The sequence below is a fragment of the Luteimonas sp. 3794 genome (assembly GCF_031456825.1).
Classification (GTDB): domain Bacteria; phylum Pseudomonadota; class Gammaproteobacteria; order Xanthomonadales; family Xanthomonadaceae; genus Luteimonas.
Map to the genome: position 1 here is coordinate 799,124 of NZ_JAVDVJ010000001.1, position 23,459 is coordinate 822,582.

Here is a 23,459-nt window from a genome sequence, read left to right on the forward strand (position 1 = left end):
CGCGCCATGCATCCGTTCTTTACGCCTGCGCGTATGCCCCGGGTAGGCCACAACCGCAGGAGTTTCCATGTCGAGCGCCCCCGGCCGCAATGCGACCGGTCCCCGCAGTTTGCGCGCCAGTCTGAGCCGCTGGTTCGATACCGGCGCGCAGACGCACGAACTGCGCGAGGGTGACGACCGGATCGACTGGCTGCGCGCGGCGCCGTTCGTCGCCATGCATCTGGCCTGCCTGCTGGCGTTCTGGGTGGGCGTGTCGCCGATCGCGGTGGGCGTGGCGGTTGCGCTGTACGCGATCCGCATGTTCGCGTTGACCGGTTTCTATCACCGCTATTTCTCGCACCGCACCTTCCGCACCTCGCGCGTGGTGCAGTTCGTGTTCGCGCTGATCGGGGCGTCCTGCGTGCAGCGCGGCCCGCTGTGGTGGGCGGCGCATCACCGCAATCACCATCGCCACACCGAGACCGCACTCGACCCGCATTCGCCGCGCGTGCACGGCTTCTGGTGGAGCCACATGGGCTGGTTCCTGACCCGGGAAGGCTTCCGCACCGACTGGTCGCGGATTCCGGATCTGGCGAAGTTCCCGGAACTGCGCTGGCTGGACCGGTTCGACACGCTGGTCCCGGTGCTGCTCGCGGCCGCGCTGTTCGGCCTGGGTGCGCTGCTTGAACGCGTCGCGCCGGGCCTGGGCACGAGCGGCGGACAGATGCTGGTGTGGGGGTTCTTCATCTCGACCACCGTGCTGTTCCACGCCACGGTGACGATCAACTCGCTGTCGCACCGCTTCGGCAGCCAGCGGTTCGAGACCGGCGACGACAGCCGCAACAACCTCTGGCTGGCGCTGCTGACCTTTGGCGAAGGCTGGCACAACAACCACCACTTCTTCCCCGGCACCGTGCGTCAGGGCTTCCGCTGGTGGGAGATCGATCTGACCTGGTACGGGCTCAAGCTCATGTCCTGGTTGGGGCTGGTGCGCGATCTCAAGCCGGTGCCCGCCTGGGTGCATGGAAAGGCGCGCGGATGAGTCAGCGCATCGCCGTCGTCGGTTCGGGCATCGCCGGGCTCGCCACTGCGTGGTGGCTGTCGCAGCGCCACGCGGTGACGCTGTTCGAAGCCGATACGCGCCTGGGCGGTCACACGCACACGCATGCCGTGCAGATGGGCGGCCGCGAGTACGCGGTCGACACCGGTTTCATCGTGTTCAATCCGCAGCACTACCCGCTGCTGAGCGGTCTGTTCGAATCGCTGGACGTGGCCTCGCAGCCGACGACGATGAGCTTCTCGGTGCACAACGAGGTCGACGGTCTTGAATACAACGCGACCTCACTCGACACCTTGTTCTGCCAGCGCCGCAATCTGCTGTCGCCGCGGTTCTGGGGCATGTTGCGCGACCTCAAGCGCTTCTATCGCGAAGCGCCTGCGCTGCTGGACGGCGACGATGCCGGGCCGACGCTCGGCGCTTACCTGCAGGCCAACCGCTACGGCGCCGCGTTCCGCGATCTGCATCTGGTGCCGATGGCGTCGGCGCTGTGGTCGTCGCCGAGCGCGAGCATTCTCGAATTTCCGGCGCGGTATCTCGTGCAGTTCATGGCCAACCACCACATGCTGCAGCTGACCGGGCGACCGGAATGGCGCGTGGTGCGCGGCGGTTCGTCGCGTTACATCGATGCCTTGCGCGCACGCTGGTCGGTGACCGCGCGCGTCGGCTGCCCGGTTGATGCGGTGCGCCGGGATGCGGCGGGCGTGCATGTGGCGTCCGCGGCGGGCAGCGAGCGTTTCGATCAGATCGTGCTGACCTGCCACAGCGACCAGGCGCTGGCGCTGCTCGACGATGCCGACGCGGCCGAGCGCGACATCCTCGGCGCGATCCGCTACCAGACCAACGAGACCGTGCTTCACACCGATGCGCGGCTGTTGCCGCGCGACCGCAAGGCCTGGGCCGCGTGGAACGCGCACGTGCCGGCAACGCCCGACGCCGCGTGCACGGTGAGCTATTGCATGCATCAGTTGCAGTCCCTCGACACGCCAGAACCGCTGGTGGTCACGCTCAACCGCAGTGATGCGATCGATCCGGCGAAGGTCATCGCGCGCATGCGCTACGCCCACCCGGTCTATGACGCGGCGATGGTGGCCGCGCAGGGCAGGCGCGACGAGATCCAGGGCCAGCGACGCACCTGGTACGCCGGTGCGTACTGGGGCTGGGGCTTCCACGAAGACGGCATCCGCAGCGCGGCGCAGGTCGCGCGCGCGTTCGGACTCGGCCCGCTGGCCGCCGCCGGTCGCGCGCAAGCGATGCCGATGCCGGTGAGCGCTGTCGCATGAGTGGCGACGGCGCTCGCACGCCCTGCGTCGCACCGCTGCAGAGCGCGGTGTACGAAGGCGTGGTGCGGCATCGCCGCTACCGTCCGGTGCCGCACGCATTCTCGTATCGCGTCGCGCAGCTGTGGCTGGATCTCGACGAGCTCGATCGCGTGTTCGACAGCCGTTGGCTGTGGTCGACCCGGCGCCCGGCGCTGGCCAGGTTCCGCCGCGCCGATTACCTCGGCCCGACCGACGTGCCGCTCGCCGAAGCCGTGCGCATGCGCGTCGAAGCCACGCTGGGGCGCAGGCCTGACGGGCCGATCCGCCTGCTGACGCACTTGCGCTACTTCGGATTCGTCTTCAATCCGGTCAGCTTCTACTACTGCTATCGCGCCGACGGCACGACGCTGGACTGTATCGTCGCCGAGATCACCAATACGCCGTGGAAGGAGCGTCACGCCTACGTGCTGCCAGCTGCTGACGCCGAACGTCATGGTCGCGCATTGCAGTGGGACTTCGCCAAGGCGTTCCACGTCTCGCCGTTCATGGCGATGGACCACGGGTATCGCTGGCGCCTGACGCCGCCGGTGGAGGATCTGCACATCCACATGGATGTATTGCGCGACGACGTGCGCGAATTCGACGCCACCATGACGCTGCAGCGGCGACCTTTGGATGCGTCCGCGCTGGCGCGCGTGCTGTGGCGCTACCCGCTGATGACCGTGCAGGTCGTCGCCGCGATCCACTGGCAGGCGCTGCGGTTATGGCTCAAGCGCAACCCGGTGCACGACCATCCGCGCCTGCCGGGCGCCGAACAGGAGCCTTTTCGATGAACCAGATCGCCGCCCATGTGACGCCGCGTGCGTTCGGCGCGCTCGAACGTGCGCTGCGTGCGCGGCTTGTCGCGCAGTTCGCGCAACTGCAGGGCGGGGCGCTGCAACTCGACGACGCCCTCGGCAGCGAGACCTTCGGCGACACGCAGCTGCGCCCGGTGCAGGTGCGCGTGCACGACCCCGCGTTCTACCGTCTGGTCGCCGCCACCGGCAGCGTCGGTGCGGGCGAATCCTATATGGACGGGCATTGGGACTGCGACGATCTCGTCGGCCTGGTGCGCCTGCTGGTGCGCAACCGCGATCTGCTCGACGGCATGGAAACCGGTATCGCGCGTCTGGGTGGACTGGCGATGCGCGGCTGGAATGCATTGCGTCGGAACACACGCGACGGCAGCCGGCGCAACATCGCCGCGCATTACGATCTCGGCAACGATTTCTTCTCGCTGTTCCTCTCGTCCGACCTGATGTATTCGTCCGCGCTGTTCGAGCGCGAAGACGACACACTCGAAGTCGCATCCACGCGCAAGCTCGATCGCATCTGCGAGCGGCTGGCGTTGCGCCCGGGTGACCGGGTGCTCGAGATCGGTACCGGCTGGGGCGGCTTCGCCCTGCACGCCGCGCAACGCTACGGCTGCCACGTCACCACGACCACGATCTCGCGCGAGCAGCACGCGTTGGCCAGCGCGCGTATTGCCGAAGCCGGATTGCAGGGCCGGGTCACGCTGTTGTTGCAGGACTATCGGGACCTCGAGGGCAGCTACGACAGGCTGGTCTCGATCGAAATGATCGAAGCGATCGGCGCCCAGTACCTGGAGACCTACTTCGGCAGGCTCGGCAGCCTGCTCAAGCCCCACGGCGCGGCGCTGGTGCAGGCGATCACCATCGAGGACCACCGCTACGTGCAGGCGCGCGACTCGGTGGACTTCATCAAGCGCTTCATCTTTCCCGGCAGCTTCATCCCGTCGATCTCGGCGATGCTGCAGGCCAAGACTGCCGCCAGTGATCTGCAGCTGCTGCAGCAGGACGACTTCGGTCCCTCGTACGCGCGCACGCTGCAGCTCTGGCGCGAGCGCTTCCTGTCGCGCCTGCCCGATGTGCGCAAGCTGGGCTTCGACACCCGTTTCGAGCGCATGTGGACGTTCTATCTCGCCTACTGCGAGGGCGGCTTCCGCGAACGATCGATCGGCGTCTCGCATCTGCTGTTCGGCAAGCCTGACCACATCCGGAGGTTCGCGTCGTGAGCCCGCCATGGACGTTGCTGCTGGTCTGGGTACTTGCGGCGATCGCGATGACCGCCGCCTGGCGCTGGCAGAAAGCACGCGACAACGCCGGCATCGTCGACGTCGTCTGGGCCAGTGGGGTCGGCGGCGCGGCGGTCGTTGTCGCGCTGCTCGGCGACGGCGCGCCGCTGCCGCGGATCCTGCTCGCGGTGCTCGGTGGACTGTGGGGCCTGCGGCTGGCCGCGCATCTGTGGAAGCGCGTCCGCAGGGAGGATGAAGACGGTCGCTACGCCTATCTACGCAAGCACTGGCATGGCGACCAGCGCAAGTTCTTCCTGTTCTTCCAGGCGCAGGCGCTGCTGATCGTGCTGTTCGCGCTGCCGTTCCTCGCGGTGGCCACGAATCCGGTGTCCTCGCTCGGTCTGCTGGCCGCAATCGCGGTGTGGTTGATCAGCGTCGGCGGCGAAGCGGTCGCCGACCGGCAGCTCGCCGATTTCCGCGCCGATCCGACCAACCGCGGCAAGACCTGTCGCGATGGGCTGTGGCGTTACTCGCGGCATCCGAACTATTTCTTCGAGTGGCTCCACTGGCTGACCTACGTGGTGCTCGCAGCAGGCTCGCCGCTGTGGTGGCTGGCGCTGGTGGGGCCGGTGCTGATGTACCTGTTCCTGCGGTATGTCAGCGGCATTCCCTACACCGAGCAGCAGGCACTGCGCTCGCGCGGCGATGACTACCGCGACTACCAGCGCACCACGCCGATGCTGTTTCCGTGGTTTCCCCGATCCGAACCCGCCCGCTCCGATTCCGAAGGACCTTCCGCATGAATGCCGTGGCCCGCCCCGAACTCGAACGCGACACCGCTGCGCCCGGCCTGATCGGCATGGCCGAACGGGGGCTGGTGCCGGACGCCGCGCTGCGCCTCGGCATCCGTCGTTTGTGTGCACAGCGCCTGGCCGAGGAGACCGAAGGCAGCATGGAGGCGCAGTCGACGCGCTTCGATACCTTGCTGCAGGCGCTGCGCACCAGCCCGGTCGCCATCCATACCGATGCGGCGAACACCCAGCACTACGAGCTGCCGCCGGAATTTTTCGCGCTGTGCCTCGGGCGTCGTTTCAAGTACAGCAGCTGCTACTACCCGACCGGCAAGGAGACGCTCGACGAGGCTGAGGACGCGATGCTGGCGTTGTACGGCGCGCGCGCCGAACTCGCCGACGGCCAGGACATCCTGGAGCTCGGCTGCGGGTGGGGCTCGCTGACCCTGTGGATGGCCGAGCACTTCCCCGGCGCGCGCATCACCGCGGTGTCGAACTCGCGCCCGCAGCGCGAGCACATCGAAGCGCAGTGCGCGGCGCGCGGGCTGGGCAACGTGCGGGTGATCACCTGCGATGTGAACCAGCTGGAGCTCGACGCCGAAGCATTCGACCGCGTGGTGTCGATCGAGATGTTCGAGCACATGCGCAACTACCAGATCCTGATGACGCGCATCGGCACGTGGCTGCGGCCGGGCGGCAAGCTATTCGTGCACATCTTCGCCCACCGCACGCTGATGTATCCCTACGAGACCGCGGGCGAAGACAACTGGATGGGTCGGCATTTCTTCACTGGCGGCCTGATGCCGGCGGCGGACACGCTGCTGCATTTCCAGCAGGGGGATCTCGGCATCGAGCAGCGCTGGCTGCTCGACGGCACGCATTACGAGAAGACGTCCAACCACTGGCTCGCCAACCAGGACCGCAACCGCGAGGCAGTGATGGCTGTGCTGGAGCAGGCCTACGGCCACGAGGGCGCGAAGCTGTGGTTCCAGCGCTGGCGCATGTTCTGGATGTCCTGCGCCGAGCTGTTCGGCTACGAACATGGCCAGCAGTGGCTGGTCGCGCATTACCGGTTTGCACGCGCGGGCTGACCGCGTCCGAGGCCGTACTCGCGGCAGGAGAGCTTTTCATGACGACTACGAACCGGCGGTTTGCCGCCGGCCTGATCTTCGCGGGCATCGCCACCGGCATGCTCGCGGCCTGTGGAGGCGACAACGTGAAGGAACAGATTCCCCCGGTCGCGCATGTCGACGTCCCCCGCTTCATGGGCGACTGGTACGTGATCGCGCAGATCCCGACGCGTCTGGAGCGAGAGGCCTTCGATTCGGTCGAGACCTATACGCTGCGTGAGGACGGCAAGGTCGATACGACGTTCCGGTATCGCGATGGCGGCTTCGACGAGAAGATCAAAACGCTGCACCCCACCGGCACCGTGCGCGAAGGGACCGGCAATGCGATCTGGGGCATGCAGTTCGTCTGGCCGATCAAGGCTGAGTACGTGATCGTCTATGTCGACGACGACTACCAGCAGACCATCGTCGGGCGCAGCAAGCGTGACTACGTGTGGCTGATGGCGCGTACGCCGGCGATCTCGGAATCCGACTATGCGGCGCACATGGAGCGCATCACCGCGCTGGGGTACGACATCTCGAAGATTCGCCGCGTGCCCCAGTCGGCCGCCGATCCGGCGCGCGTGCCCGACGCAAGCCGCCTCGAATAACCGGCGCAAACCGAGCGGCGCCCGGCGATCACAGGCGCTGCGCATAGAATGCGCGTCATGCAACGACGCACGCGCTTTCGCTGGGCCTGGTGGCTGCTGGCTTACGCCAGTCTCGGCCTCGGCATCGTGGGCGTGTTCGTACCCGGCCTGCCGACGACGGTGTTCGTGCTGATCGCAGCCTGGGCCGCGTCGCGCGGATCCGAGCGTCTGCACCGCTGGCTGCTAGCGCATCCGCGCTTCGGCCCGTCGATCCGCGACTGGCAGGCACACGGCGCGGTCAGCCGCCGCGCGAAATGGCTGGCGACCGGCACCATGACCGTCTGCGCGGTGATCCTGCTCGCGCTGATGCTGTGGATTCCGGCGCACCGCTGGTGGATGACCGCCTTGCCGATCGCATGCATGGCTGCGGTCGCGACCTGGCTGTGGCTGCGGCCGGAGCCGCCGGCGGCCTGAACTGCGGTAGGAGCGCGCTTGCGCGCGATGTGCCCCTCGCGGCAACGCCCCATCGCGCGCAAGCGCGCTCCTACACGGCTCTACGGCGTGCCGGTCTCGGCCTTGTAACGCTCGAGATAATCGCGGTAGCGCGTGTCGTTGAGGTTGCCCGACAGGCGATACGGCGCGGTGTAGGCGAACTGGAAGTCGTACTGACCGTCGCGTTCGACCACCAGCGTGCTCGTGGTCCAGTCCTGGCCCTTCTGCGCGTGCATGATCCTGCCGATCTGCGCGAAGCCGGCCTTGGCTTCGGGCGACAGTCGGAACCCGACCTTTTCCAGCGGACCGTCGCCCTCGCGTGCGATCGCGAACGAGATGCTGCTGGTACGCGGCGCGCCGCCGTCTTCGGACAGCGATTCGAAATCGACCACGAGGCGCAGCCAGTCGCGCGCGCCCCATTCGCCGTCGTTCACATCCCGGACGCTCGCCGCGACGGCACGCACGGTGTCGGCATAGGCGGCATTGAGATCATCCATGGCGTGGTCGCATCACTTGTTGGGGAAGGTCTGGTCGATCCAGTCGCCGCCATCCACGCGGTATTCCGCAACGAAGGTGTCGGGACGGTTGCTGGTGTTGCCCGGATTGTATTGGGGCGATACCCGCATATCCACCTCGTGCCCGTCGCCAGCGAGCCGCGCGAGCTCGTTCTCGAATCGCTTGTATTCGCCGTTGTTGAGGTTGGGCAGGCCATCGCCGATCGGCTTGCCGTTCCCCGGCACAACGTTCAGCCGGTTGGTCGGCCCGGCGAGACGGTCGGCGATGATGTGGAAGCCGACGTCGGTGTCCCGGCCTTCATTGCCGATGTCGCGCTGCAGACCGGCATCGTTGCGGCCGACGGGTTCCAGATCCACGCGGCCTTCGGCGCGGATCACGCGCGCCTGGTCGTCGGTGGTCCAGCGGTAGTTGCCGAATTCGTAGACAGCGTCGGGACGCGCGGCGTTGGCGGCGAGGTTGAAGTCGTCCATCGACTCGAAGGCCAGCACCGGACGCCCGCCGATGGTGCGGCCGGTCTCGGCGTCGGCGAGGATGTCGGCCAGATCCGCCTGGTCGGCACGCGCTGCGGTGGTGCGGCCCGCGTCGCCCAGATCATCCGTGCGCTCGGCGACGCGCGCGGCATCGGCCACCGTGTCGGCAGCATCGGCCGCCTTCGCGCCCTTGGCCGCCTTGTCGGCGCCCTTGGTGCCGACCACGGCCAGCGCCAGTTCGGTTGCACCGCGGCCGATCGCTTCGCCGTAGTTGCCGGCCTGCCAGTCGGCCTGGATCGGATCGACCACCGCGTCGACCAGCAGTCCCGGATTGCGGGCGAGGGTGGACACGACCTCGGCAGCGGCTTCCATGCGCTCGCCGCCGCGTGCGGCCGACGGCAGCCAGTCCGGCGCGTCAAGGGTGTCGCCCGTGGCGTGTTCGTACAGGCCGGTGACGCCGTCCACGGCCAGACCGGCGGGGCTCAGGTCGTAGCTGGCCTTCAGTGCGTTGCCGCCGAGGGTAACCACGCCTTCACCGGTTTCCCAAAGCACTTCGCCGGCGCCCTTGAAGACGCCGCCCACCTGGGATGCGGCGTTGCCCAGCCCATCGAGAATGCTCATCGTGCGGTCCTGTCGGCGCGGATTGGGCAAAGTCTGGGCGGGCCGGCGGGCCCGGACAATCTGGGGCCGACCCTTGGTGCGCGGTCATCGTGCTGTCATCTGAACGACAACGCCGGTGATGTCGCCCGCCACGCGGCGGGCTACACTTCCGCGCATGCACATCCGTCTCCTGCCGATCCTCGCCGCCACGCTGTTGTTGTCCGCCTGCGGCAACAAGGCCGACCTCCTGTCGCCCCGCCAGGTGCCGCCGGAAGACCGTGGCCGCTACATCTTCAAGTCGTCGATTCCGACCCAGGAGCAGCTCGACGCCGCGGAGGACGCCGCGTGGGAAGACGACGCCGACGACGAGACCTCGGACGACGGCATGAGCGACGATGCGACCGACACGCCGCCTGCGCAGCCGGTGCCGCTGATCCTCGACGTCCCGCCGGCCACCGGAACGCCGTGATCCGTCGCGACATCCGTTTGCACCGCTGTCTTATCTGATGTCCCGGACCGCCCCCCCGCTGCGCTTCACCAAGATGCATGGCGCCGGCAACGACTTCGTCGTGCTGGACTTGCGCGGCGAGGTGCCGCCGCCCGATGCCGCCCTGTGCCGCGCGCTGGCCGATCGCCACACCGGCGTCGGCTGCGACCAGATCCTCACCGTCGAGACCCCGCGCGTTGCCGGCGTGCTCGCGCGTTACCGCATCTGGAACGCCGACGGCTCGGCCTCGCAGCAATGCGGCAACGGCGCGCGCTGCGTGGCGGCGTGGTTGGTGCGCGACGGCGTGGGCGGAGACGACTTCGTGCTCGAAAGTCCGGCCGGTCTGCATCGGGTGACCCGCGAAGGCGATGGCTATCGGATCGCGATGGGCGTTCCCGAGTTTCTGCCGGCGCGCATTCCGATGGCCGGTGTCGATGCAGCGCAACCGCTGTATACGCTGCCGGTCGACGGCGTCGGCACGCTCACGTTGGGCGCGGCGTCGATGGGCAATCCGCACGCGGTGATCGAAGTCGACGATGTCGACGCCGCGGATGTGGCGCGCATCGGGCGCGCGCTGCAGGCGTCGCCGTGGTTTCCCGAGTCGGTCAATGTCGGCTTCGCCCAGGTCGTCGCCGATGACCGCATCCGCCTGCGCGTGTTCGAGCGCGGCGTCGGCGAAACGCTGGCCTGCGGCAGTGGTGCCTGCGCGGCGGTCGCGGTGCTCGCGCGCCGTGGTCGCACCGGGCGCAGCGTCGCCGTATCGTTGCCCGGCGGCACGCTGCATATCGACTGGCCGGCCGACGACGTCGCCCTGTCGATGGCCGGGCCGGCCGCATTCGTTTTTGAAGGGGAATTGTGATGAGCGAAACGACCGAGAAACTCGGCGCACACGAAGTCGCCATGTGGCTGCGTCGTCACCCGAGCTTCCTGCAGCAGTTCCCTGATCTGGCACTCACCCTTGTGGTGCCACGCGAGGACGGCCCGGCCGCATCGCTGGCGAGCTACCAGCTCGAAGTGCTGCGCGACAAGAACCGCGAATTGTCCAAGCGTCTGCGCGATCTCTTCGCGATCTCCCAGGAAAACGAGCGCCTCGCCGTGCGCACGCACCAGCTCACGCTGGCGTTGATGCGCCAGTCCGATCCGGCATCCACGGTGCGCGCGCTCGCCGCGACGCTGGCCGAGGACTTCAACGGCGATCTGGTGCGAATCGTGCTGTTCGCGCCGGTGCCGGGACTGGAGGAAGACTGGGTGCAGGTCGTCGCGCGCGATGACCGTGCGCTGCAGCCCTTCGCCGATTGCCTGAAGGACGAAGAGCCGCTGTGCGGCCGCCTCCATCCGGACAAGCAGTCGCTGCTGTATGGCCCGCGCGTCGACGAAGTGCAGTCTAGCGCGCTGCTGCCGCTGGCCGACATCGGCCTGGTCGCGGTCGGCAGCCGCGACGCCAACCGCTTCTATCCCGGCATGGGCACGCTGTTCCTGCGCATGATGGGCGAGGCGTTCGCCACCGCGATGCGCCGGTTCGACACCGCCGCCTGAGCGCACCCGCATGCACGCCGACGTCGACGCGTTCCTCGACCATCTGCAGATCGAACGGCGGATGTCGGTACACACGCTCGACGCCTATCGCCGCGATCTGACCGCGCTTGTCGACTGGACCGGCGCGCAGGCGCGCGGCGATCTGCGCGGCCTGCAGGGCGAGGACATCCGCGCCTTTGTCGCTGCCGGCCATCGCGGCGGGCTGTCGCCCAAGAGTCTGCAGCGGCGCTTGTCGGCCTGCCGGAGCTTCTATCAATGGCTGCTCAAGCACGGTCACGTCAGCGCCAATCCTGCTGCCGGCGTGCGTGGCCCCAAGGCGCCGCGGAAGCTGCCGCAGGTATTGGATGTCGACGAAGCCACGCAGCTGGTCGAGGTGCCGGTCGACGCGCCGCTGGGCCTGCGTGATCGTGCGTTGCTGGAACTCTTTTATTCCTCGGGTCTGCGCCTGTCGGAACTGGTCGGCTTGCGCTGGCGCGATCTGGATTTCGACAGCGGCCTGGTGACCGTGCTCGGCAAGGGCAGCCGCCAGCGCAGCGTGCCGGTCGGCAGTCATGCGCTGCGCGCGTTGACCGAGTGGCGCACCGAGAGTGGCGGCACGTCGGCGACACCGGTGTTCCCCGGCCGCGGCGGCGCGCCGATCACCCCGCGAGCGGTGCAGCTGCGCCTGCGCCTGCTCGCGCAGCGCCAGGGCCTGTTCAAGCGCGTGCATCCGCATCTGCTGCGGCATTCGTTCGCGAGCCATGTGCTGGAATCGTCCGGCGATCTGCGCGGCGTGCAGGAACTGCTGGGCCACGCCGACATCGCAACCACGCAGATCTATACCCATCTCGATTTCCAGCATCTGGCCAAGGTCTACGACGCCGCGCATCCGCGGGCGAAACGACGCAAGGCCTGATCGCTCACGCTTCACGGAGGAAGCCGAAATGCCGATATCCCCAACCGCAGCGCTGCTGGTCGCGTTTTTGATGATCGTCGCATGCGCAACTGCGACAGCAGCCGAACCGCCGTCCGACTGGTACAAGCGTCTGCAGGAGAATCGCCCGCTTGCCGCGATGCACGGCGTGCGGCAGATGCCGGAGATGGATCAGGTGGCGGCGCAGCTCGGCGTGTTCGTCGGTGACGAGACAGGGGGCTGCACCCTGTTCGGCGGGCTTGCGCTTCCCGAAGACGCCGAGTATCGCGATGCACTCGACACCATCACGGAGGCCGCATCCGGGCGCCGGGTGGTGATGCTCAACGAATCGCATTTCCGCACGGTGCATCGCGCTTTTCTGCTGCGTGTGATCGAGCGCCTGCATGCGCTGGGTTTCGATGCGCTGGCCGCCGAGACCTTGAACAGCGGGGCGCCTTCGCAACTCCGGAACGGCCCGGTGGATGTGGACACCGGCTTCTACACGCCGGACCCCGTGTTCGCCGCTGCACTGCGTCGCGCCCAGGGGCTGGGCTGGGACTTCGTCCACTACGAGGCCATGCACGGCAACGGTCGCGCCGCGCGCGAGGCGGGGCAGGCGCGCAATCTCGCCGACTGGCTCACACGCAATCCCGGACGCCGCCTGCTGGTGTACGCCGGTGGCTCCCACATCTCCAAAGTGGCCGACGACGGCTGGATGGCCGCGCGCTTCATCGCGGACACGGGCATCGACCCGCTGACGATCCAGCAGTCCGCGACGGCCTGTCCGGAGACTGCGGGCGAATGGCCTGTCCAGTCGGCATCTGCTCTAGTTGCGTTCCGCGCTGGCGTGCCGATGCGCGGTTCGGGACATGCCGATCTGATGGTCTTGCATCCACCCGCAGCAGTCGACGACGCGAAGTCGGTACTGGGCGCGCCGACGCCGATCTGCATCGCGCCGACGAAGACTGAAACTCTGTTGCGCGCGTTCTCGCCGGGCGATCCAGCACTTGCGATCGCGCGCGACCAGGTGCGCGTTCCGAAGGGGGCCCGCGCGGCGTTGCTGTGGCTGACGCCCGGCCGCTATCGCATCGAACGTGAGCACCTCGACGGTCGACAGACACTCGGCTACACGGTAGTGCCCGGGGGCGCCGCTCAATCCTGTCTGTCTCCCGTCGGCGGCTGATTCGGCGTGGGGTACGCCGCCTGTACATCTATCTGAGCCGTCCCATGAACCTGCGCATTGTGATGGGCCTCGCGGTGTCGGTCTGTTTCTAGAAGCATGCTCGGCATGCTGGCCGCGTCTTCCGCCGCTGCCCTCCGGTGTGGCGCCGGTGTCGACCGCGCTGCAAGCGGGGGTGACCGCATTGCGGGTGTGGAACGTGTGGTGTGTTTGCCGCGGGGCAGCGGTTCATGCAAGCGGCGCTGGCGCGGTGGGTGATGCGCGGGGTGTCGAGCGTGCTCGTGGTGCAGCGCCTCGTTGGCGGGCAAGTTCACCTACGAGTGCGAACGCGATGGCGATCGTCATTCCAGGCATCACAACCGTGCTGGGCGTGCGCGGGGCCCCGGCGCGACCGCCGCGTATGCGGGCCAGCGGCCGACGCGACGCAATGACGCAGCCCCGGATGCCTTGATCCGCGCAGCTGCGGCCCCATCCAGTGGATTCGACCCTTGGAGGCCGCATGGACCCCAGCCAGAATCCCAACGTATTCCACGCCACGACGATCGTGTCGATCCGCAAGGGCGGCAAGGTGGTCGTCGCCGGCGACGGCCAGGTCACGCTCGGCCACACCATCATGAAAGGCAACGCACGCAAGGTGCGTCGGCTGGGCGAGGGCGGCAAGGTGCTCGCCGGATTCGCTGGCGCCGCGGCCGATGCGTTCACCCTGTTCGAACTGTTCGAAGGCAAGTTGCAGCAGCACGGCGGCCAACTGGTGCGCGCCGCGGTCGAGCTGGTCAAGGACTGGCGCACCGACCGCCGCTACGGAAAGCTCGAGGCGCTGCTCGCGGTCGCCGACGCCGAGACCTCGCTGATCATCAGCGGCAACGGCGACATCATCGAACCCGACGACGGCATCATCGCGATCGGTTCCGGCGGCTCGTACGCGCTGTCGGCCGCGCGCGCGCTGCTCGCGCATACCGAACTCGATGCCCGCACCGTCGCCATCGAGTCGCTCAACATCGCCGGCGACATCTGCATCTACACCAATCGCAACGTGGTGGTCGAAGAACTCTGAGGCGGGATTGGGGATTACCGGACATTCGTCCGTTAAAAACCGGGAGCGGGGATTCGCAACCGCCGATCCCGTCCGCGGATCCCGAGTCGCGCGACCCTCCGCCCTTACGAAACCAGAATCCTTATGTTCAATTCCAGCTCTTCCTCCATGACCCCGCGCGAGATCGTGCAGGAACTCGACCGCCACATCGTCGGCCAGAACGCCGCCAAGCGTGCGGTCGCGATCGCGCTGCGCAACCGCTGGCGCCGCGCGCAGCTCGACGACGATCTGCGCAACGAGGTCATGCCCAAGAACATCCTGATGATCGGCCCGACCGGCGTCGGCAAGACCGAGATCGCGCGCCGTCTGGCGACGCTCGCCAACGCACCATTCGTCAAGGTCGAGGCGACGCGCTTCACGGAAGTGGGCTACGTCGGCAAGGACGTCGAGCAGATCATCCGCGACCTCGCCGACACCGCGGTCAAGCTCTACCGCGAACAGGCCAAGGTGCGCGTGCGCACGCAGGCCGAGGAGCGCGCCGAAGACCGCATTCTCGATGCGCTGTTGCCGAAGCGCGAGACGCCGCAGCCGGCGTTCGGTTTCGGCGCGCAAAGCGCGACCGTCGACATCGGCGCCGAACCGTCGTCGAAGGAATCCGAGACGCGGCAGAAGCTGCGCCGCCAGCTGCGCGCAGGTGAGCTCGACGATCGCGAGATCGAACTCGAACTCAGCGCGGGGCAGGGCATGGACATCATGACCCCGCCGGGCATGGAAGAAATGGGCCAGCAGCTGCGGCAGATGTTCGCCAACCTCGGCGGCGGCAAGACCCACAAGCGCAAGCTGACGATCCGCGCCGCGCGTCCGCAGCTGATCGAGGACGAGGCCGGCAAGCTGGTCAACGAGGACGACGTGCGCGAGGCCGCGATCGAAGCCTGCGAGCAGCACGGCATCGTGTTCATCGACGAGATCGACAAGGTCGCCAAGCGCAGCGAAGGCGGGGCGAGCGGCGCGGATGTCAGCCGCGAAGGCGTGCAGCGCGATCTGCTGCCGCTGGTCGAAGGCAGCACGGTCAGCACCAAGTACGGCTCGGTGAAGACCGACCACATCCTGTTCATCGCGTCGGGCGCGTTCCACCTCGCCAAGCCTAGCGACCTGATTCCGGAAATGCAGGGCCGCTTCCCGATCCGGGTCGAACTGACCGCGCTGACCAAAGACGATTTCGTCCGCATCCTCACCGAGCCCAAGGCCGCGCTGACCACGCAGTACGTGGAGCTGCTCAAGACCGAGGGCGTCGGACTGACGTTCGCGCCGGACGCGGTGGAGCGACTCGCCGAGATCGCCGCGCACGTCAACGAGCGCCAGGAGAACATCGGTGCGCGCCGTCTGCACACCGTGCTCGAGCGCCTGCTCGATTCGCTGAGCTTCGAGGCGCCCGACAAGGGCGGCACGGTGCGCATCGACCGCGCGTATGTCGACCAGCAGTTGGGCGATTTGGTGCAGGACCAAGACCTGAGCCGCTACATCCTTTGACGCGGCGGGATTCATCACGTTCGACCATTGGGCCCGCATCATTGCGGGCCCTTTCGTTTGGAACCGCCGTGAGTCCGGACACGGCGCGCAGGATGCTGTGGCGCGTGGCCAAACCTGCCGACGTGCCTTGAGCCCGTCGGGCGACGTTGCCACAATCGCCCGCCCTGTCCGGTGCGCCGCCCATGTCCGTTTTGCTTCGACTCGTCGCGATCCTGCAGATCGCCGGTGGTTTCTACGGCCTCGCCAGCACGCTGGCTTCCGGCGGCGCCGGTGGCGGCGCGGTACTGGTGCTGGTGATCGGCCTGCTGCTGTCGACGTTCGCGATGATTGCGGGTGTGCTGCTGCTCGAAGGCGACGCGCTCGGCGAACGCCTGTCGCGGATCGCGCTGGCGCTGCAGATTCCGGTCATCGCCACGCCGTGGCTGAGCTACGCCTGGCACGCCGGCGCGACCGTGCCGCTGCAGTTCCGGTTCGGGCGCCACGTGGTGCTCGACCTCGACTGGTCGGTGCCCTCGGAAGCGTTCCGGCTGGCGCTCGCCGGTCCGTCGACCGCGATCCTGGGTGTGAACCTGCTCGCCCTGGGGTTGTGGCTGGTGATGCGCTTCGCCCGCCGCTGAGTTGGACCGGAACGCCTGGCATGACATGAAGGGCCAAATGGTCCAATTGGGGTATATTTCCCATACCCGCTGCAGGAGCGACCGCCATGACGATGTCCCTCAAGCTCGACGCCCTCGATGCGCTGCCGCGCACGCCGGCATCCGACGTCAAGAAACTCGGCTGGCGCGGCGTGATGAAGACCATCGCCCGCGGCGGCAAGGTTGTCGTGACCAATCACAACACGCCCGAGGCGGTGATTCTTTCTGCCGAGGAATACGGCGCGATCCTGCAGGCGCTCGACGCCGCCGGCGCAAGCCAGCGTTCGGCGCTCGACACCCTGCGCACACGTTTCGACGCACGCCTCTCGGCGCTGCAGGCCGATGACGCCAGTAAGCGTCTACGTGGCGCGATGCGCGGCCCCGCGCGGTTGCGCGGCAAGGTCAAGGCCGGCGCGACCTGCTGAGCGTGGCGCGTCCGGTCCTCTACGTGCTGGCCGGCGTCAACGGCGCTGGCAAGAGCTCGGTCGGCGGCCATCTGCTCGAACGGGCCGGCATGACGTGGTTCAACCCGGACACCTTCGCGCGCGAACTGGCCGCGGCGACCACCTGCACGATGACCGAAGCGAATGCGGAAGCCTGGCAGGAAGGCATGCGCCGGCTCGATGTCGCGCTGGCGAACGGCCACAGCCATGCATTCGAAACCACGCTCGGCGGCAACACCGTGCCGGCGCGCATCGCCGAGGCCGCACGCACGCACGATGTGCTGATGTGGTTCTGTGGCCTGTCCTCGGCCGAGCAGCACATCGCGCGCGTGCAGGCGCGGGTCGCGGTCGGCGGCCACGACATTCCCGAAGCCAGCATCCGCGCACGCTGGACCCGCGCCCGCGAAAACCTGATCGCGCTGATGCCGGCGCTCGCGCAGCTGCAGGTCTACGACAACAGCGTCGACGTCGCGCGCGGCAAAGCGGTGCCGGATCCGGTGCTGCTGCTGGAGATGATCGATGGTGCGCTGGTGGTGCCGGACGCGGGTGACCTGGAGGCGCTGGCGGCGACGCCGGAGTGGGCGAAGCCGGTGCTTGAAGCGGCGTTGGGGCCCTGAATTCAACGCGGACTATGTTCGCCCGCCCCGCTGGACAGTCGGTCAGCGCAGCAGCAGCACCGGCACTGCGCTCGTCAGCAGCACCCGCGTCGTGGTGCTGCCGACGATGAAGCTGCGGATGCGCGAATGCCCGTAGGCGCCCATGACCAGCAGGTCGATCGCGTGGCTGTCGAGAAACGCGGGCAGCACCGACTCGGCGTCGCCATCGACGCAATGGTTCTGCGCCTGGAAACCGGCCGCGGCCAGTTCCGCCACCGCGTCCGCGCGTTCGGCGGCGTAGGCATCCTCGCGGCCTGCGGTGATCAGGTGGCAGTCGAGTCCACGCAGCAGCGGACTGGCGGCCACCATCGCCACGCAGCGGCGCGCGGTGGCACTGCCGTCGAAGGCGATCGCGAAGCGCGTGATCGGCTGCATCGCACGCGTGGCGACCAGCACCGGGCGATGCACCGCACGGACTGCCCGCTCCAGGTTGCGGCCGAGATGGCCGCTGGCGCCATCGGCATGGGCGCCGCGGCGCCCGAGCACGAACAGGCGCACGTCCGCTTCGACATCCGTCAACGCGTCCACCAGCGCGCCGTGACGCAGGCGCGGTTCGGCCTCCAGTCCGGCCGTGTCGCGCAGGTGGGCGCGGATCTGGTCGAGCAGCGCGCGGCCGTGGCGCTGCGCCAGCTGGCCCCGCTGTTCGTCGTGCGCGGCCAGCTCGGCCAGCAGCGCTTCCTGGCTGCCCAGCGACAGGCTGCCGCTGAAGTCGGCCGGCGGGGTCGATGCCGGATCACGCTCGATCGCATGCAGCAGATCGAGCGGCACGTCGAGACGCTGCGCGGCCCAGGCAGCGAGGTCGGCGACGCCGCGTGCGTGGGCGGAGGCGTCGATGGCGGCCAGCACGCGGCCGCCGGTGGGGATCAACGGTGTGTCGGTCATCTGCATCGGTCCTCAGTGGCCGCCCATCAGGCGTTCGGCGTCGGGTTTGTCGTGCACGCCGAGGCGGTCGACGATGGTGGCGCTGGCCGCGTCGAGGCCGACGATGTCCACGTGCGTGCCTTCGCGGCGGAACTTCAGCACCACCTTGTCCAGCGCGCCGACCGCGCTGAGGTCCCAGAAGTGCGCGGCGGAGACATCGATGGTCACACGCTCGAGCACTTCGCGGAAATCGAAGGCCGATACGAAACGCTCGGACGAGGCGAAGAACACCTGGCCGGTGACGACATAGGTGCGCGCCGCGCCGTCGGCGGTGGAGCCGATGTGCAGCACCCGGCTGACCTTGCGCGCGAAGAACAGCGCCGACAGCAGCACCCCGGTCAGCACGCCCTTGGCCAGGTCGTGGGTGGCCACGGTGACGATCACGGTGCCGAGCATCACGATGCTCGACGTGCCCGGATGCGTGCGCAGCTGTTTGATCGAGCTCCAGCTGAAGGTGCCGATCGACACCATGACCATCACCGCGACCAGCGCCGCCATCGGAATCGTCGCGACCCACGGCCCGGCGAACACCACCAGCATCAGCAGCACCACGCCGGCGACCAGGCACGACAGCCGTCCGCGGCCACCGGATTTCACGTTGATCACCGACTGGCCGATCATCGCGCAGCCGGCCATGCCGCCGAGAAAGCCCGCCGCGATGTTGGCCACGCCCTGACCGGCGCACTCGCGGTTCTTGTTGCTGGGCGTGTCGGTGAGATCGTCGACGATCTGCGCCGTCAGCAATGATTCCAGCAGCCCGACGACGGTCAGCGTCAGCGAGACCGGCAGGATGATCCACAGCGTTTCGAGGGTCAGCGGTACATCGGGGAACAGGAACACCGGCAGGCTGTCGGGCAGCGCGCCCTTGTCACCGACGGTCGGCACCACCAGTCCGAAGTACAGCGCCAGCCCGGTCAGCAGCACGATCGCCACCAGCGGCGCGGGCACCACGAGGTTGCGGGTCCAGCGGAACAGCAGCGCCACGGCGGCGAGGCCGAGCACCGCGACGACGTACAGAAGCCGCGGCTCCATGCTGCCGAAGGTCAGCGCGAAACCGATCACCAGCAGCAACAACCCCACGCCGGGGAACGTCAGCCGTCCCAGCCATGGCAGGCCGTAGATGATCGCCAGGCCCAGCGCGACCATCGGATACACCAGCGCCGGCACACCGATGAGTTCGGGGATCTGCGCCATGAAGATCAGGATCGCCAGCGCATTGACGAAGCCGGTGATCACCGAGCGTGAGACGAAGCGCATCAGCGCGCCCAGCTTCAGTGCGCCGGCGACGATCTGCAGCACACCGGTCAGCAGTGTGGCCGCCAGCAGGTACTGCAGGCCGTGGTCGCGCACCAGCGTGACCATCACCAGCGCCATCGCGCCGGTCGCGGCCGAGATCATGCCCGGCCGGCCACCGGTGAAGGCGATCACCACCGCGATGCAGAACGAGGCGTACAGGCCGACGCTGGGATCGACGCCGGCGATGATCGAGAACGCGATGGCTTCGGGAATCAGCGCGAGCGCGACGACGAGTCCGGAGAGCAGATCGCCGCGGACGTTGCCGAACCATTCCTGGCGCAGCGTGGGGGAAAAATTCAATGGAATGCCCTGGTAACGCCCGGACACGGGTCCGGGATGTGAGATCGAAATGCAGCCAGCAGGAGACGGCCGCGTCAGCGGCAGGCGTCGGGTGCTATGGCGGCGTGATCGTCATCAAGGCAGGGATTCGGAGCGGCGGGCCGATGCCACGCAGGCATCGTCGAGGCGCGCAGTGTAATCGAAGGCCCGCGCGTCGTCGCGCGGCGGGCGCTCAGTCCTCGCCGATGTCCTCGTTCCAGACCTCGGGATGCGCGGCGATGAAACCGCCGAGCAGGTCCACGCATTCCTGGCTCTGTAGGTCGATGACCTCGACACCGTTCTCGCGCAGCCAGTCGATCCCGCCCTGGAAGGTCACCGATTCGCCGACGACCACGGTGCCGATACCGAACTGGCGCACCAGGCCGCTGCAGTACCAGCACGGCGCGAGCGTCGTGACCATGATCGTGTCGCGATACGAGCGCTGGCGTCCGGCCTTGCGGAAGGCGTCGGTCTCGCCGTGGATCGACGGGTCGCTTTCCTGCACGCGGCGGTTGTGGCCGCAGCCGAGCAGTCGGCCGTCCTGGTGATACAGCGCGGCGCCGATCGGGATGCCGCCTTCGGCCAGGCCCTGGCGGGCTTCGGCGATGGCGGTGTCGAGCAGGGCGCGGTAGTCGGGTGTGGCGATCATCGGGCACATCGTCGGCGAATGGCGCATGAGTCTGACCGCAGCGGCCCGCGGGGTCGAGCCGGCATACACGGGCGCGCGCCGGCGGATGAGGGATAATCAACGTATGAACGACGACTCCAGCAAGCCCGGCACCACCCACTTCGGTTTCCGCGACGTGCCCACCGGCGAGAAGCAGAAGCTGGTCGGCGAGGTGTTCTCCTCGGTCGCAGGCAGCTACGACCTGATGAACGATCTGATGAGCCTGGGCATCCACCGGGTGTGGAAGCGCTACTTCGCCGCGACCGCGCAGGTGCGCACCGGCGACCGTGTACTCGATCTGGCTGGCGGCACCGGCGACATCGCCGCGCTGCTCAAATCCCGCGTCGGCGAGTCCGGTGAACTGGTGCTCGGCGACATCAACGCCTCGATGCTGCGCGTCGGCCGCGACCGCATGACCGATCGCGGCAACGTGCGCGGCTTCGAGTACGTGCAATGCAACGCCGAGACGCTGCCGTTCCCGGACGCCAGCTTCGACCTGGTGACGATCGCCTTCGGCCTGCGCAACGTGACCGACAAGGACGCCGCGCTGCGCGAAATGCTGCGCGTGCTGAAAGTCGGTGGTCAGGCGCGCGTGCTGGAATTCTCGGAAGTGAAGGCCGAGTGGTTCAAGCCGATCTACGACTTTCATTCCTTCCAGATCATGCCGCGGCTGGGCAAGCTGTTCGCGCGCGACAGCGACAGCTACCAGTACCTGTCGGAATCGATCCGCAAGCATCCGCCGCAGGACGCGCTCAAGGGCATGATGGAAGCGGCCGGTTTCGCGCGTTGCAAGTACCGCAATCTCAGCGGCGGCATCGTCGCGATCCACGACGGGTACAAGGCCTGAATACGACCTCGCGTCGCTGACGCGGCGCTGCGACGGCAGGGCAGGGCAGGGCGCACGGTAGAATCGGCGGCTTGTCCCCCGCGTGGATTTCCTGATGCGCCCACTCCGTTCCGCCGCCGGCCTGCTGGCACTGGCCGTCCTTGCGCTGACCGCATGTAACCGCGATGCAGCGCCTGCCGCCGAGCCGGCCGCGCCGCCTGCCCAGGCTGCCGCCGTCGACCGCGACGAGCATTCCTACGCCGAGCCCGACAAGGTGGTCACCGAAGACCTGGCGCTCGATATCGCGCTCGACTTCGATGCGAAGACCATCGCCGGTACCGCGACCTACACGCTGCAGTGGACAGACCAGGCGGCGACGCAGCTGGTGCTCGACACGCGCGACCTGACGATCTCGAAAGTCGAAGGCGAAGCCGCCGGCGGCCAGTGGCAGCCGCTGCAGTACGCGCTGGCCGATGCCGACGCGACGCTCGGCAGCAAGCTCACCATCGAAACGCCCGAGCGCAACGCCAAGGTCCGCGTGACCTACGTGACCTCGCCGGACGCCTCGGGCCTGCAGTGGCTCACGCCGGAGATGACCGAAGGCAAGCAACTGCCCTTCATGTTCAGCCAATCGCAGCAGATCCATGCGCGTTCGTGGGTGCCGCTGCAGGACACGCCGGCGATCCGCTACACCTACACCGCGCATGTCACCGCGCGTCCGGACGTGATGGTGCTGATGAGCGCCGACAACGATCCGGCCGCCCAGCGTGACGGTGACTACAGCTTCAAGATGCCGCAGAAGATCCCGTCGTACCTGATGGCGATCGCCGCCGGCGACCTGGTCTTCCAGGAGATCTCGGGCCGCGCCGGCGTGTGGGCCGAGCCGGCGATGATCGATCGCGCGGTGGCGGAGTTCGCCGACACCGAGAAGATGATCGAGGTCACCGAGCAGCTCTACGGCCCCTACCGCTGGGAGCGTTACGACCTGCTGATCCTGCCGCCGTCGTTCCCGTATGGCGGCATGGAGAATCCGCGCCTGTCATTCATCACCCCGACCGTCATCGTCGGCGACAAGTCGCTGGTCTCGCTGATCGCGCACGAGCTTGCGCACAGCTGGTCGGGCAACCTGGTGACCTTCTCCAGCGCCAAGCACGGCTGGCTCAACGAGGGCTTCACCAGTTACGTCGAGAACCGCATCGTCGAATCGCTGTACGGCAAGGAAGTCAGCGACATGGAGTACGTGATCGCGCGCAATTCGCTGCGCGAGAACATCGCGTCCATGCCCGAAGGCACGCAGGCGCTGGCAGTGAAGCCCGACGTCGCGCTGGATGCCGACGACGCGCTGAGCGCGGTGTCCTACGACAAGGGCGCGTGGTTCCTGCAGTTCCTCGAGCAGCGGTTCGGCCGCGAGAATTTCGATACGTTCCTGCGTGGCTACTTCGACCACTTCGCGTTCCAGAGCATCACCACCGAGCAGTTCCTCGCCTACGCGAAAGAAAACCTGTTCGACAAGTTCCCCGACACCGTGACCGATGCCGAGATCCAGGAATGGGTCTATGCGCCGGGCATTCCGGGTTACGCGCCGCAGGTGATGTCGCGCAACTTCGGCATCGTCGATTCCGCGCGTCTGGCGTGGCTGGGCAGCGCGCAGCTGCCGCCGCGTCAGATCACCGACGCGTGGTCGACGCAGGAGTGGCTGCACTTCCTCGAAAGCCTGCCGCCGACGCTGACCGTCGAACAGCTGGCCCAGCTCGATGAGGCCTACACCTTCACCGGCACCGACAACGGCGAGATCGCGATGCGCTGGTATCCGCTGGCCGTGCGCAGCGGATACACGCAGGCGAACGAGGCACTGGCCGAGTTCACCACGCGCGTCGGTCGTCGCAAGCTGATCATGCCGATCTACACCGCACTGGTGCAGACGGAAGCCGGCCTCGCGCTGGCCAAGCAGATCTTCGAAACCGCGCGTCCGGGGTATCACCCGATCACGACCGGCTCGGTGGAGACGCTGATCAACGAGGCCAAGCCGGCACCCGCTCCGGCACCGGCTGAAACGCCGGCGGCCGATGCGGCGGCGCCTGCACCCGCCAACTGAGGCG

25 protein-coding genes are annotated in these 23,459 nt (G+C 67.9%); 20 read left to right on the plus strand and 5 right to left on the minus strand.

The genetic code is table 11. From position 1 onward, the window contains the following. The first annotated feature begins 67 nt into the window (after nt 1-67). From J2X52_RS03440 to J2X52_RS03475, 8 genes are all read left to right on the plus strand, one after another. A complete protein-coding gene (locus J2X52_RS03440) occupies nt 68-1,021 on the plus strand; it encodes a fatty acid desaturase (RefSeq protein WP_310148653.1) in 954 nt (317 codons plus the stop codon). Then, entirely contained in the window at nt 1,018-2,319 is a 1,302-nt protein-coding gene (locus tag J2X52_RS03445; RefSeq protein WP_310148656.1) for an FAD-dependent oxidoreductase, read from the plus strand. Before J2X52_RS03440 ends, J2X52_RS03445 begins: the two co-directional genes overlap by 4 nt. Then, a complete protein-coding gene (locus tag J2X52_RS03450) occupies nt 2,316-3,131 on the plus strand; it encodes a DUF1365 domain-containing protein (protein ID WP_310148659.1) in 816 nt (271 codons plus the stop codon). Before J2X52_RS03445 ends, J2X52_RS03450 begins: the two co-directional genes overlap by 4 nt. Then, nucleotides 3,128-4,372, plus strand: coding sequence for a cyclopropane-fatty-acyl-phospholipid synthase family protein (locus tag J2X52_RS03455; RefSeq protein WP_310148662.1), 1,245 nt, complete (start codon nt 3,128-3,130; stop codon nt 4,370-4,372). The genes J2X52_RS03450 and J2X52_RS03455 overlap by 4 nt, the downstream gene beginning before the upstream one ends. Before the next feature lie 47 nt (nt 4,373-4,419). Next, on the plus strand, nt 4,420-5,175 hold the full coding sequence (locus tag J2X52_RS03460; RefSeq protein ID WP_310148862.1) for a DUF1295 domain-containing protein: 756 nt from the start codon (nt 4,420-4,422) through the stop codon (nt 5,173-5,175). Then, entirely contained in the window at nt 5,172-6,254 is a 1,083-nt protein-coding gene (locus J2X52_RS03465) for a cyclopropane-fatty-acyl-phospholipid synthase family protein (protein ID WP_310148665.1), read from the plus strand. The genes J2X52_RS03460 and J2X52_RS03465 overlap by 4 nt, the downstream gene beginning before the upstream one ends. A 98-nt stretch (nt 6,255-6,352) precedes the next feature. Then, nucleotides 6,353-6,883: a lipocalin family protein gene (locus J2X52_RS03470; protein ID WP_310148864.1), complete on the plus strand. Its 531-nt coding sequence runs from the start codon at nt 6,353-6,355 to the stop codon at nt 6,881-6,883. Between the two features lie 57 nt (nt 6,884-6,940). Further along, the gene (locus J2X52_RS03475; RefSeq protein ID WP_310148668.1) at nt 6,941-7,336 is read left to right on the plus strand and encodes a YbaN family protein; all 396 of its coding nucleotides are present in this window, start codon (nt 6,941-6,943) and stop codon (nt 7,334-7,336) included. 80 nt (nt 7,337-7,416) lie between these two features. Here J2X52_RS03475 and J2X52_RS03480 read toward each other — a convergent pair whose 3' ends face one another. Both J2X52_RS03480 and J2X52_RS03485 read right to left on the minus strand, forming a co-directional pair. Then, nucleotides 7,417-7,851: a hypothetical protein gene (locus J2X52_RS03480; protein WP_310148673.1), complete on the minus strand. Its 435-nt coding sequence runs from the start codon at nt 7,849-7,851 to the stop codon at nt 7,417-7,419. 12 nt (nt 7,852-7,863) lie between these two features. Continuing rightward, nucleotides 7,864-8,961, minus strand: a complete 1,098-nt coding sequence (locus tag J2X52_RS03485; protein ID WP_310148676.1) for a DNA/RNA non-specific endonuclease — start codon at nt 8,959-8,961, stop codon at nt 7,864-7,866. Nucleotides 8,962-9,115: 154 nt separating this feature from the next. On the opposite strand from J2X52_RS03485, the gene J2X52_RS03490 reads away from it, so the two are divergent. From J2X52_RS03490 to J2X52_RS03535, 10 genes are all read left to right on the plus strand, one after another. Beyond that, a complete protein-coding gene (locus J2X52_RS03490) occupies nt 9,116-9,409 on the plus strand; it encodes a hypothetical protein (RefSeq protein WP_310148681.1) in 294 nt (97 codons plus the stop codon). Nucleotides 9,410-9,446: 37 nt separating this feature from the next. Further along, complete coding sequence (gene dapF, locus J2X52_RS03495; RefSeq protein ID WP_310148684.1) at nt 9,447-10,286, plus strand: diaminopimelate epimerase; 840 nt, start codon at nt 9,447-9,449, stop codon at nt 10,284-10,286. Further along, entirely contained in the window at nt 10,286-10,963 is a 678-nt protein-coding gene (locus tag J2X52_RS03500; protein ID WP_310148687.1) for a DUF484 family protein, read from the plus strand. The genes dapF and J2X52_RS03500 overlap by 1 nt, the downstream gene beginning before the upstream one ends. 10 nt (nt 10,964-10,973) lie before the next feature. Continuing rightward, nucleotides 10,974-11,858 carry a tyrosine recombinase XerC gene (gene xerC, locus J2X52_RS03505; protein ID WP_310148689.1) on the plus strand — a complete coding sequence of 295 codons (885 nt, stop codon included), beginning with the start codon at nt 10,974-10,976 and terminating at the stop codon, nt 11,856-11,858. Nucleotides 11,859-11,886: 28 nt separating this feature from the next. Continuing rightward, on the plus strand, nt 11,887-13,038 hold the full coding sequence (locus J2X52_RS03510; protein WP_310148692.1) for a hypothetical protein: 1,152 nt from the start codon (nt 11,887-11,889) through the stop codon (nt 13,036-13,038). A 496-nt stretch (nt 13,039-13,534) separates the two neighbouring features. After that, on the plus strand, nt 13,535-14,089 hold the full coding sequence (gene hslV / locus J2X52_RS03515) for an ATP-dependent protease subunit HslV (protein WP_310148696.1): 555 nt from the start codon (nt 13,535-13,537) through the stop codon (nt 14,087-14,089). Nucleotides 14,090-14,212: 123 nt separating this feature from the next. Then, entirely contained in the window at nt 14,213-15,598 is a 1,386-nt protein-coding gene (gene hslU, locus J2X52_RS03520) for an ATP-dependent protease ATPase subunit HslU (RefSeq protein WP_310148699.1), read from the plus strand. Between the two features lie 182 nt (nt 15,599-15,780). Next, nucleotides 15,781-16,215, plus strand: a complete 435-nt coding sequence (locus J2X52_RS03525; RefSeq protein WP_310148702.1) for a hypothetical protein — start codon at nt 15,781-15,783, stop codon at nt 16,213-16,215. A gap of 86 nt (nt 16,216-16,301) precedes the next feature. After that, nucleotides 16,302-16,658: a type II toxin-antitoxin system prevent-host-death family antitoxin gene (locus tag J2X52_RS03530; RefSeq protein ID WP_310148705.1), complete on the plus strand. Its 357-nt coding sequence runs from the start codon at nt 16,302-16,304 to the stop codon at nt 16,656-16,658. Nucleotides 16,659-16,660: 2 nt separating this feature from the next. Next, entirely contained in the window at nt 16,661-17,293 is a 633-nt protein-coding gene (locus tag J2X52_RS03535; RefSeq protein ID WP_310148709.1) for an AAA family ATPase, read from the plus strand. A 42-nt stretch (nt 17,294-17,335) separates the two neighbouring features. On the opposite strand, the gene J2X52_RS03540 is transcribed toward J2X52_RS03535, so the two are convergent. The 3 genes from J2X52_RS03540 to J2X52_RS03550 all read right to left on the minus strand — a co-directional run bounded on the left by J2X52_RS03540 (nt 17,336) and on the right by J2X52_RS03550 (nt 20,516). After that, on the minus strand, nt 17,336-18,214 hold the full coding sequence (locus J2X52_RS03540; protein ID WP_310148713.1) for a universal stress protein: 879 nt from the start codon (nt 18,212-18,214) through the stop codon (nt 17,336-17,338). A 12-nt stretch (nt 18,215-18,226) separates the two neighbouring features. After that, entirely contained in the window at nt 18,227-19,849 is a 1,623-nt protein-coding gene (locus J2X52_RS03545; RefSeq protein WP_310148867.1) for a SulP family inorganic anion transporter, read from the minus strand. Between the two features lie 211 nt (nt 19,850-20,060). Continuing rightward, nucleotides 20,061-20,516, minus strand: coding sequence for a nucleoside deaminase (locus tag J2X52_RS03550; RefSeq protein WP_310148716.1), 456 nt, complete (start codon nt 20,514-20,516; stop codon nt 20,061-20,063). Between the two features lie 103 nt (nt 20,517-20,619). Here J2X52_RS03550 and ubiE point away from each other — a divergent pair, with 103 nt between their 5' ends. Continuing rightward, entirely contained in the window at nt 20,620-21,381 is a 762-nt protein-coding gene (gene ubiE / locus J2X52_RS03555; RefSeq protein WP_310148719.1) for a bifunctional demethylmenaquinone methyltransferase/2-methoxy-6-polyprenyl-1,4-benzoquinol methylase UbiE, read from the plus strand. A gap of 94 nt (nt 21,382-21,475) precedes the next feature. After that, nucleotides 21,476-23,455 carry a M1 family metallopeptidase gene (locus J2X52_RS03560; RefSeq protein WP_310148721.1) on the plus strand — a complete coding sequence of 660 codons (1,980 nt, stop codon included), beginning with the start codon at nt 21,476-21,478 and terminating at the stop codon, nt 23,453-23,455. Nucleotides 23,456-23,459 lie beyond the last annotated feature (4 nt).

Coding starts and splice junctions, on each gene's coding strand:
- J2X52_RS03525 (WP_310148702.1), top strand. CDS start 15,781: ATGTCCGTTTTGCTTCGACTCGTCGCGATCCTGCAGATCGCCGGTGGT.
- J2X52_RS03480 (WP_310148673.1), bottom strand. CDS start 7,851: ATGGATGATCTCAATGCCGCCTATGCCGACACCGTGCGTGCCGTCGCG.
- J2X52_RS03460 (WP_310148862.1), top strand. CDS start 4,420: ATGACCGCCGCCTGGCGCTGGCAGAAAGCACGCGACAACGCCGGCATC.
- J2X52_RS03510 (WP_310148692.1), top strand. CDS start 11,887: ATGCCGATATCCCCAACCGCAGCGCTGCTGGTCGCGTTTTTGATGATC.
- J2X52_RS03445 (WP_310148656.1), top strand. CDS start 1,018: ATGAGTCAGCGCATCGCCGTCGTCGGTTCGGGCATCGCCGGGCTCGCC.
- J2X52_RS03455 (WP_310148662.1), top strand. CDS start 3,128: ATGAACCAGATCGCCGCCCATGTGACGCCGCGTGCGTTCGGCGCGCTC.
- ubiE (WP_310148719.1), top strand. CDS start 20,620: ATGAACGACGACTCCAGCAAGCCCGGCACCACCCACTTCGGTTTCCGC.
- dapF (WP_310148684.1), top strand. CDS start 9,447: ATGTCCCGGACCGCCCCCCCGCTGCGCTTCACCAAGATGCATGGCGCC.
- J2X52_RS03500 (WP_310148687.1), top strand. CDS start 10,286: ATGAGCGAAACGACCGAGAAACTCGGCGCACACGAAGTCGCCATGTGG.
- xerC (WP_310148689.1), top strand. CDS start 10,974: ATGCACGCCGACGTCGACGCGTTCCTCGACCATCTGCAGATCGAACGG.
- J2X52_RS03560 (WP_310148721.1), top strand. CDS start 21,476: ATGCGCCCACTCCGTTCCGCCGCCGGCCTGCTGGCACTGGCCGTCCTT.
- J2X52_RS03440 (WP_310148653.1), top strand. CDS start 68: ATGTCGAGCGCCCCCGGCCGCAATGCGACCGGTCCCCGCAGTTTGCGC.
- hslU (WP_310148699.1), top strand. CDS start 14,213: ATGTTCAATTCCAGCTCTTCCTCCATGACCCCGCGCGAGATCGTGCAG.
- J2X52_RS03540 (WP_310148713.1), bottom strand. CDS start 18,214: ATGACCGACACACCGTTGATCCCCACCGGCGGCCGCGTGCTGGCCGCC.
- J2X52_RS03465 (WP_310148665.1), top strand. CDS start 5,172: ATGAATGCCGTGGCCCGCCCCGAACTCGAACGCGACACCGCTGCGCCC.
- J2X52_RS03490 (WP_310148681.1), top strand. CDS start 9,116: ATGCACATCCGTCTCCTGCCGATCCTCGCCGCCACGCTGTTGTTGTCC.
- J2X52_RS03450 (WP_310148659.1), top strand. CDS start 2,316: ATGAGTGGCGACGGCGCTCGCACGCCCTGCGTCGCACCGCTGCAGAGC.
- hslV (WP_310148696.1), top strand. CDS start 13,535: ATGGACCCCAGCCAGAATCCCAACGTATTCCACGCCACGACGATCGTG.
- J2X52_RS03475 (WP_310148668.1), top strand. CDS start 6,941: ATGCAACGACGCACGCGCTTTCGCTGGGCCTGGTGGCTGCTGGCTTAC.
- J2X52_RS03470 (WP_310148864.1), top strand. CDS start 6,353: ATGCTCGCGGCCTGTGGAGGCGACAACGTGAAGGAACAGATTCCCCCG.
- J2X52_RS03530 (WP_310148705.1), top strand. CDS start 16,302: ATGACGATGTCCCTCAAGCTCGACGCCCTCGATGCGCTGCCGCGCACG.
- J2X52_RS03485 (WP_310148676.1), bottom strand. CDS start 8,961: ATGAGCATTCTCGATGGGCTGGGCAACGCCGCATCCCAGGTGGGCGGC.
- J2X52_RS03550 (WP_310148716.1), bottom strand. CDS start 20,516: ATGATCGCCACACCCGACTACCGCGCCCTGCTCGACACCGCCATCGCC.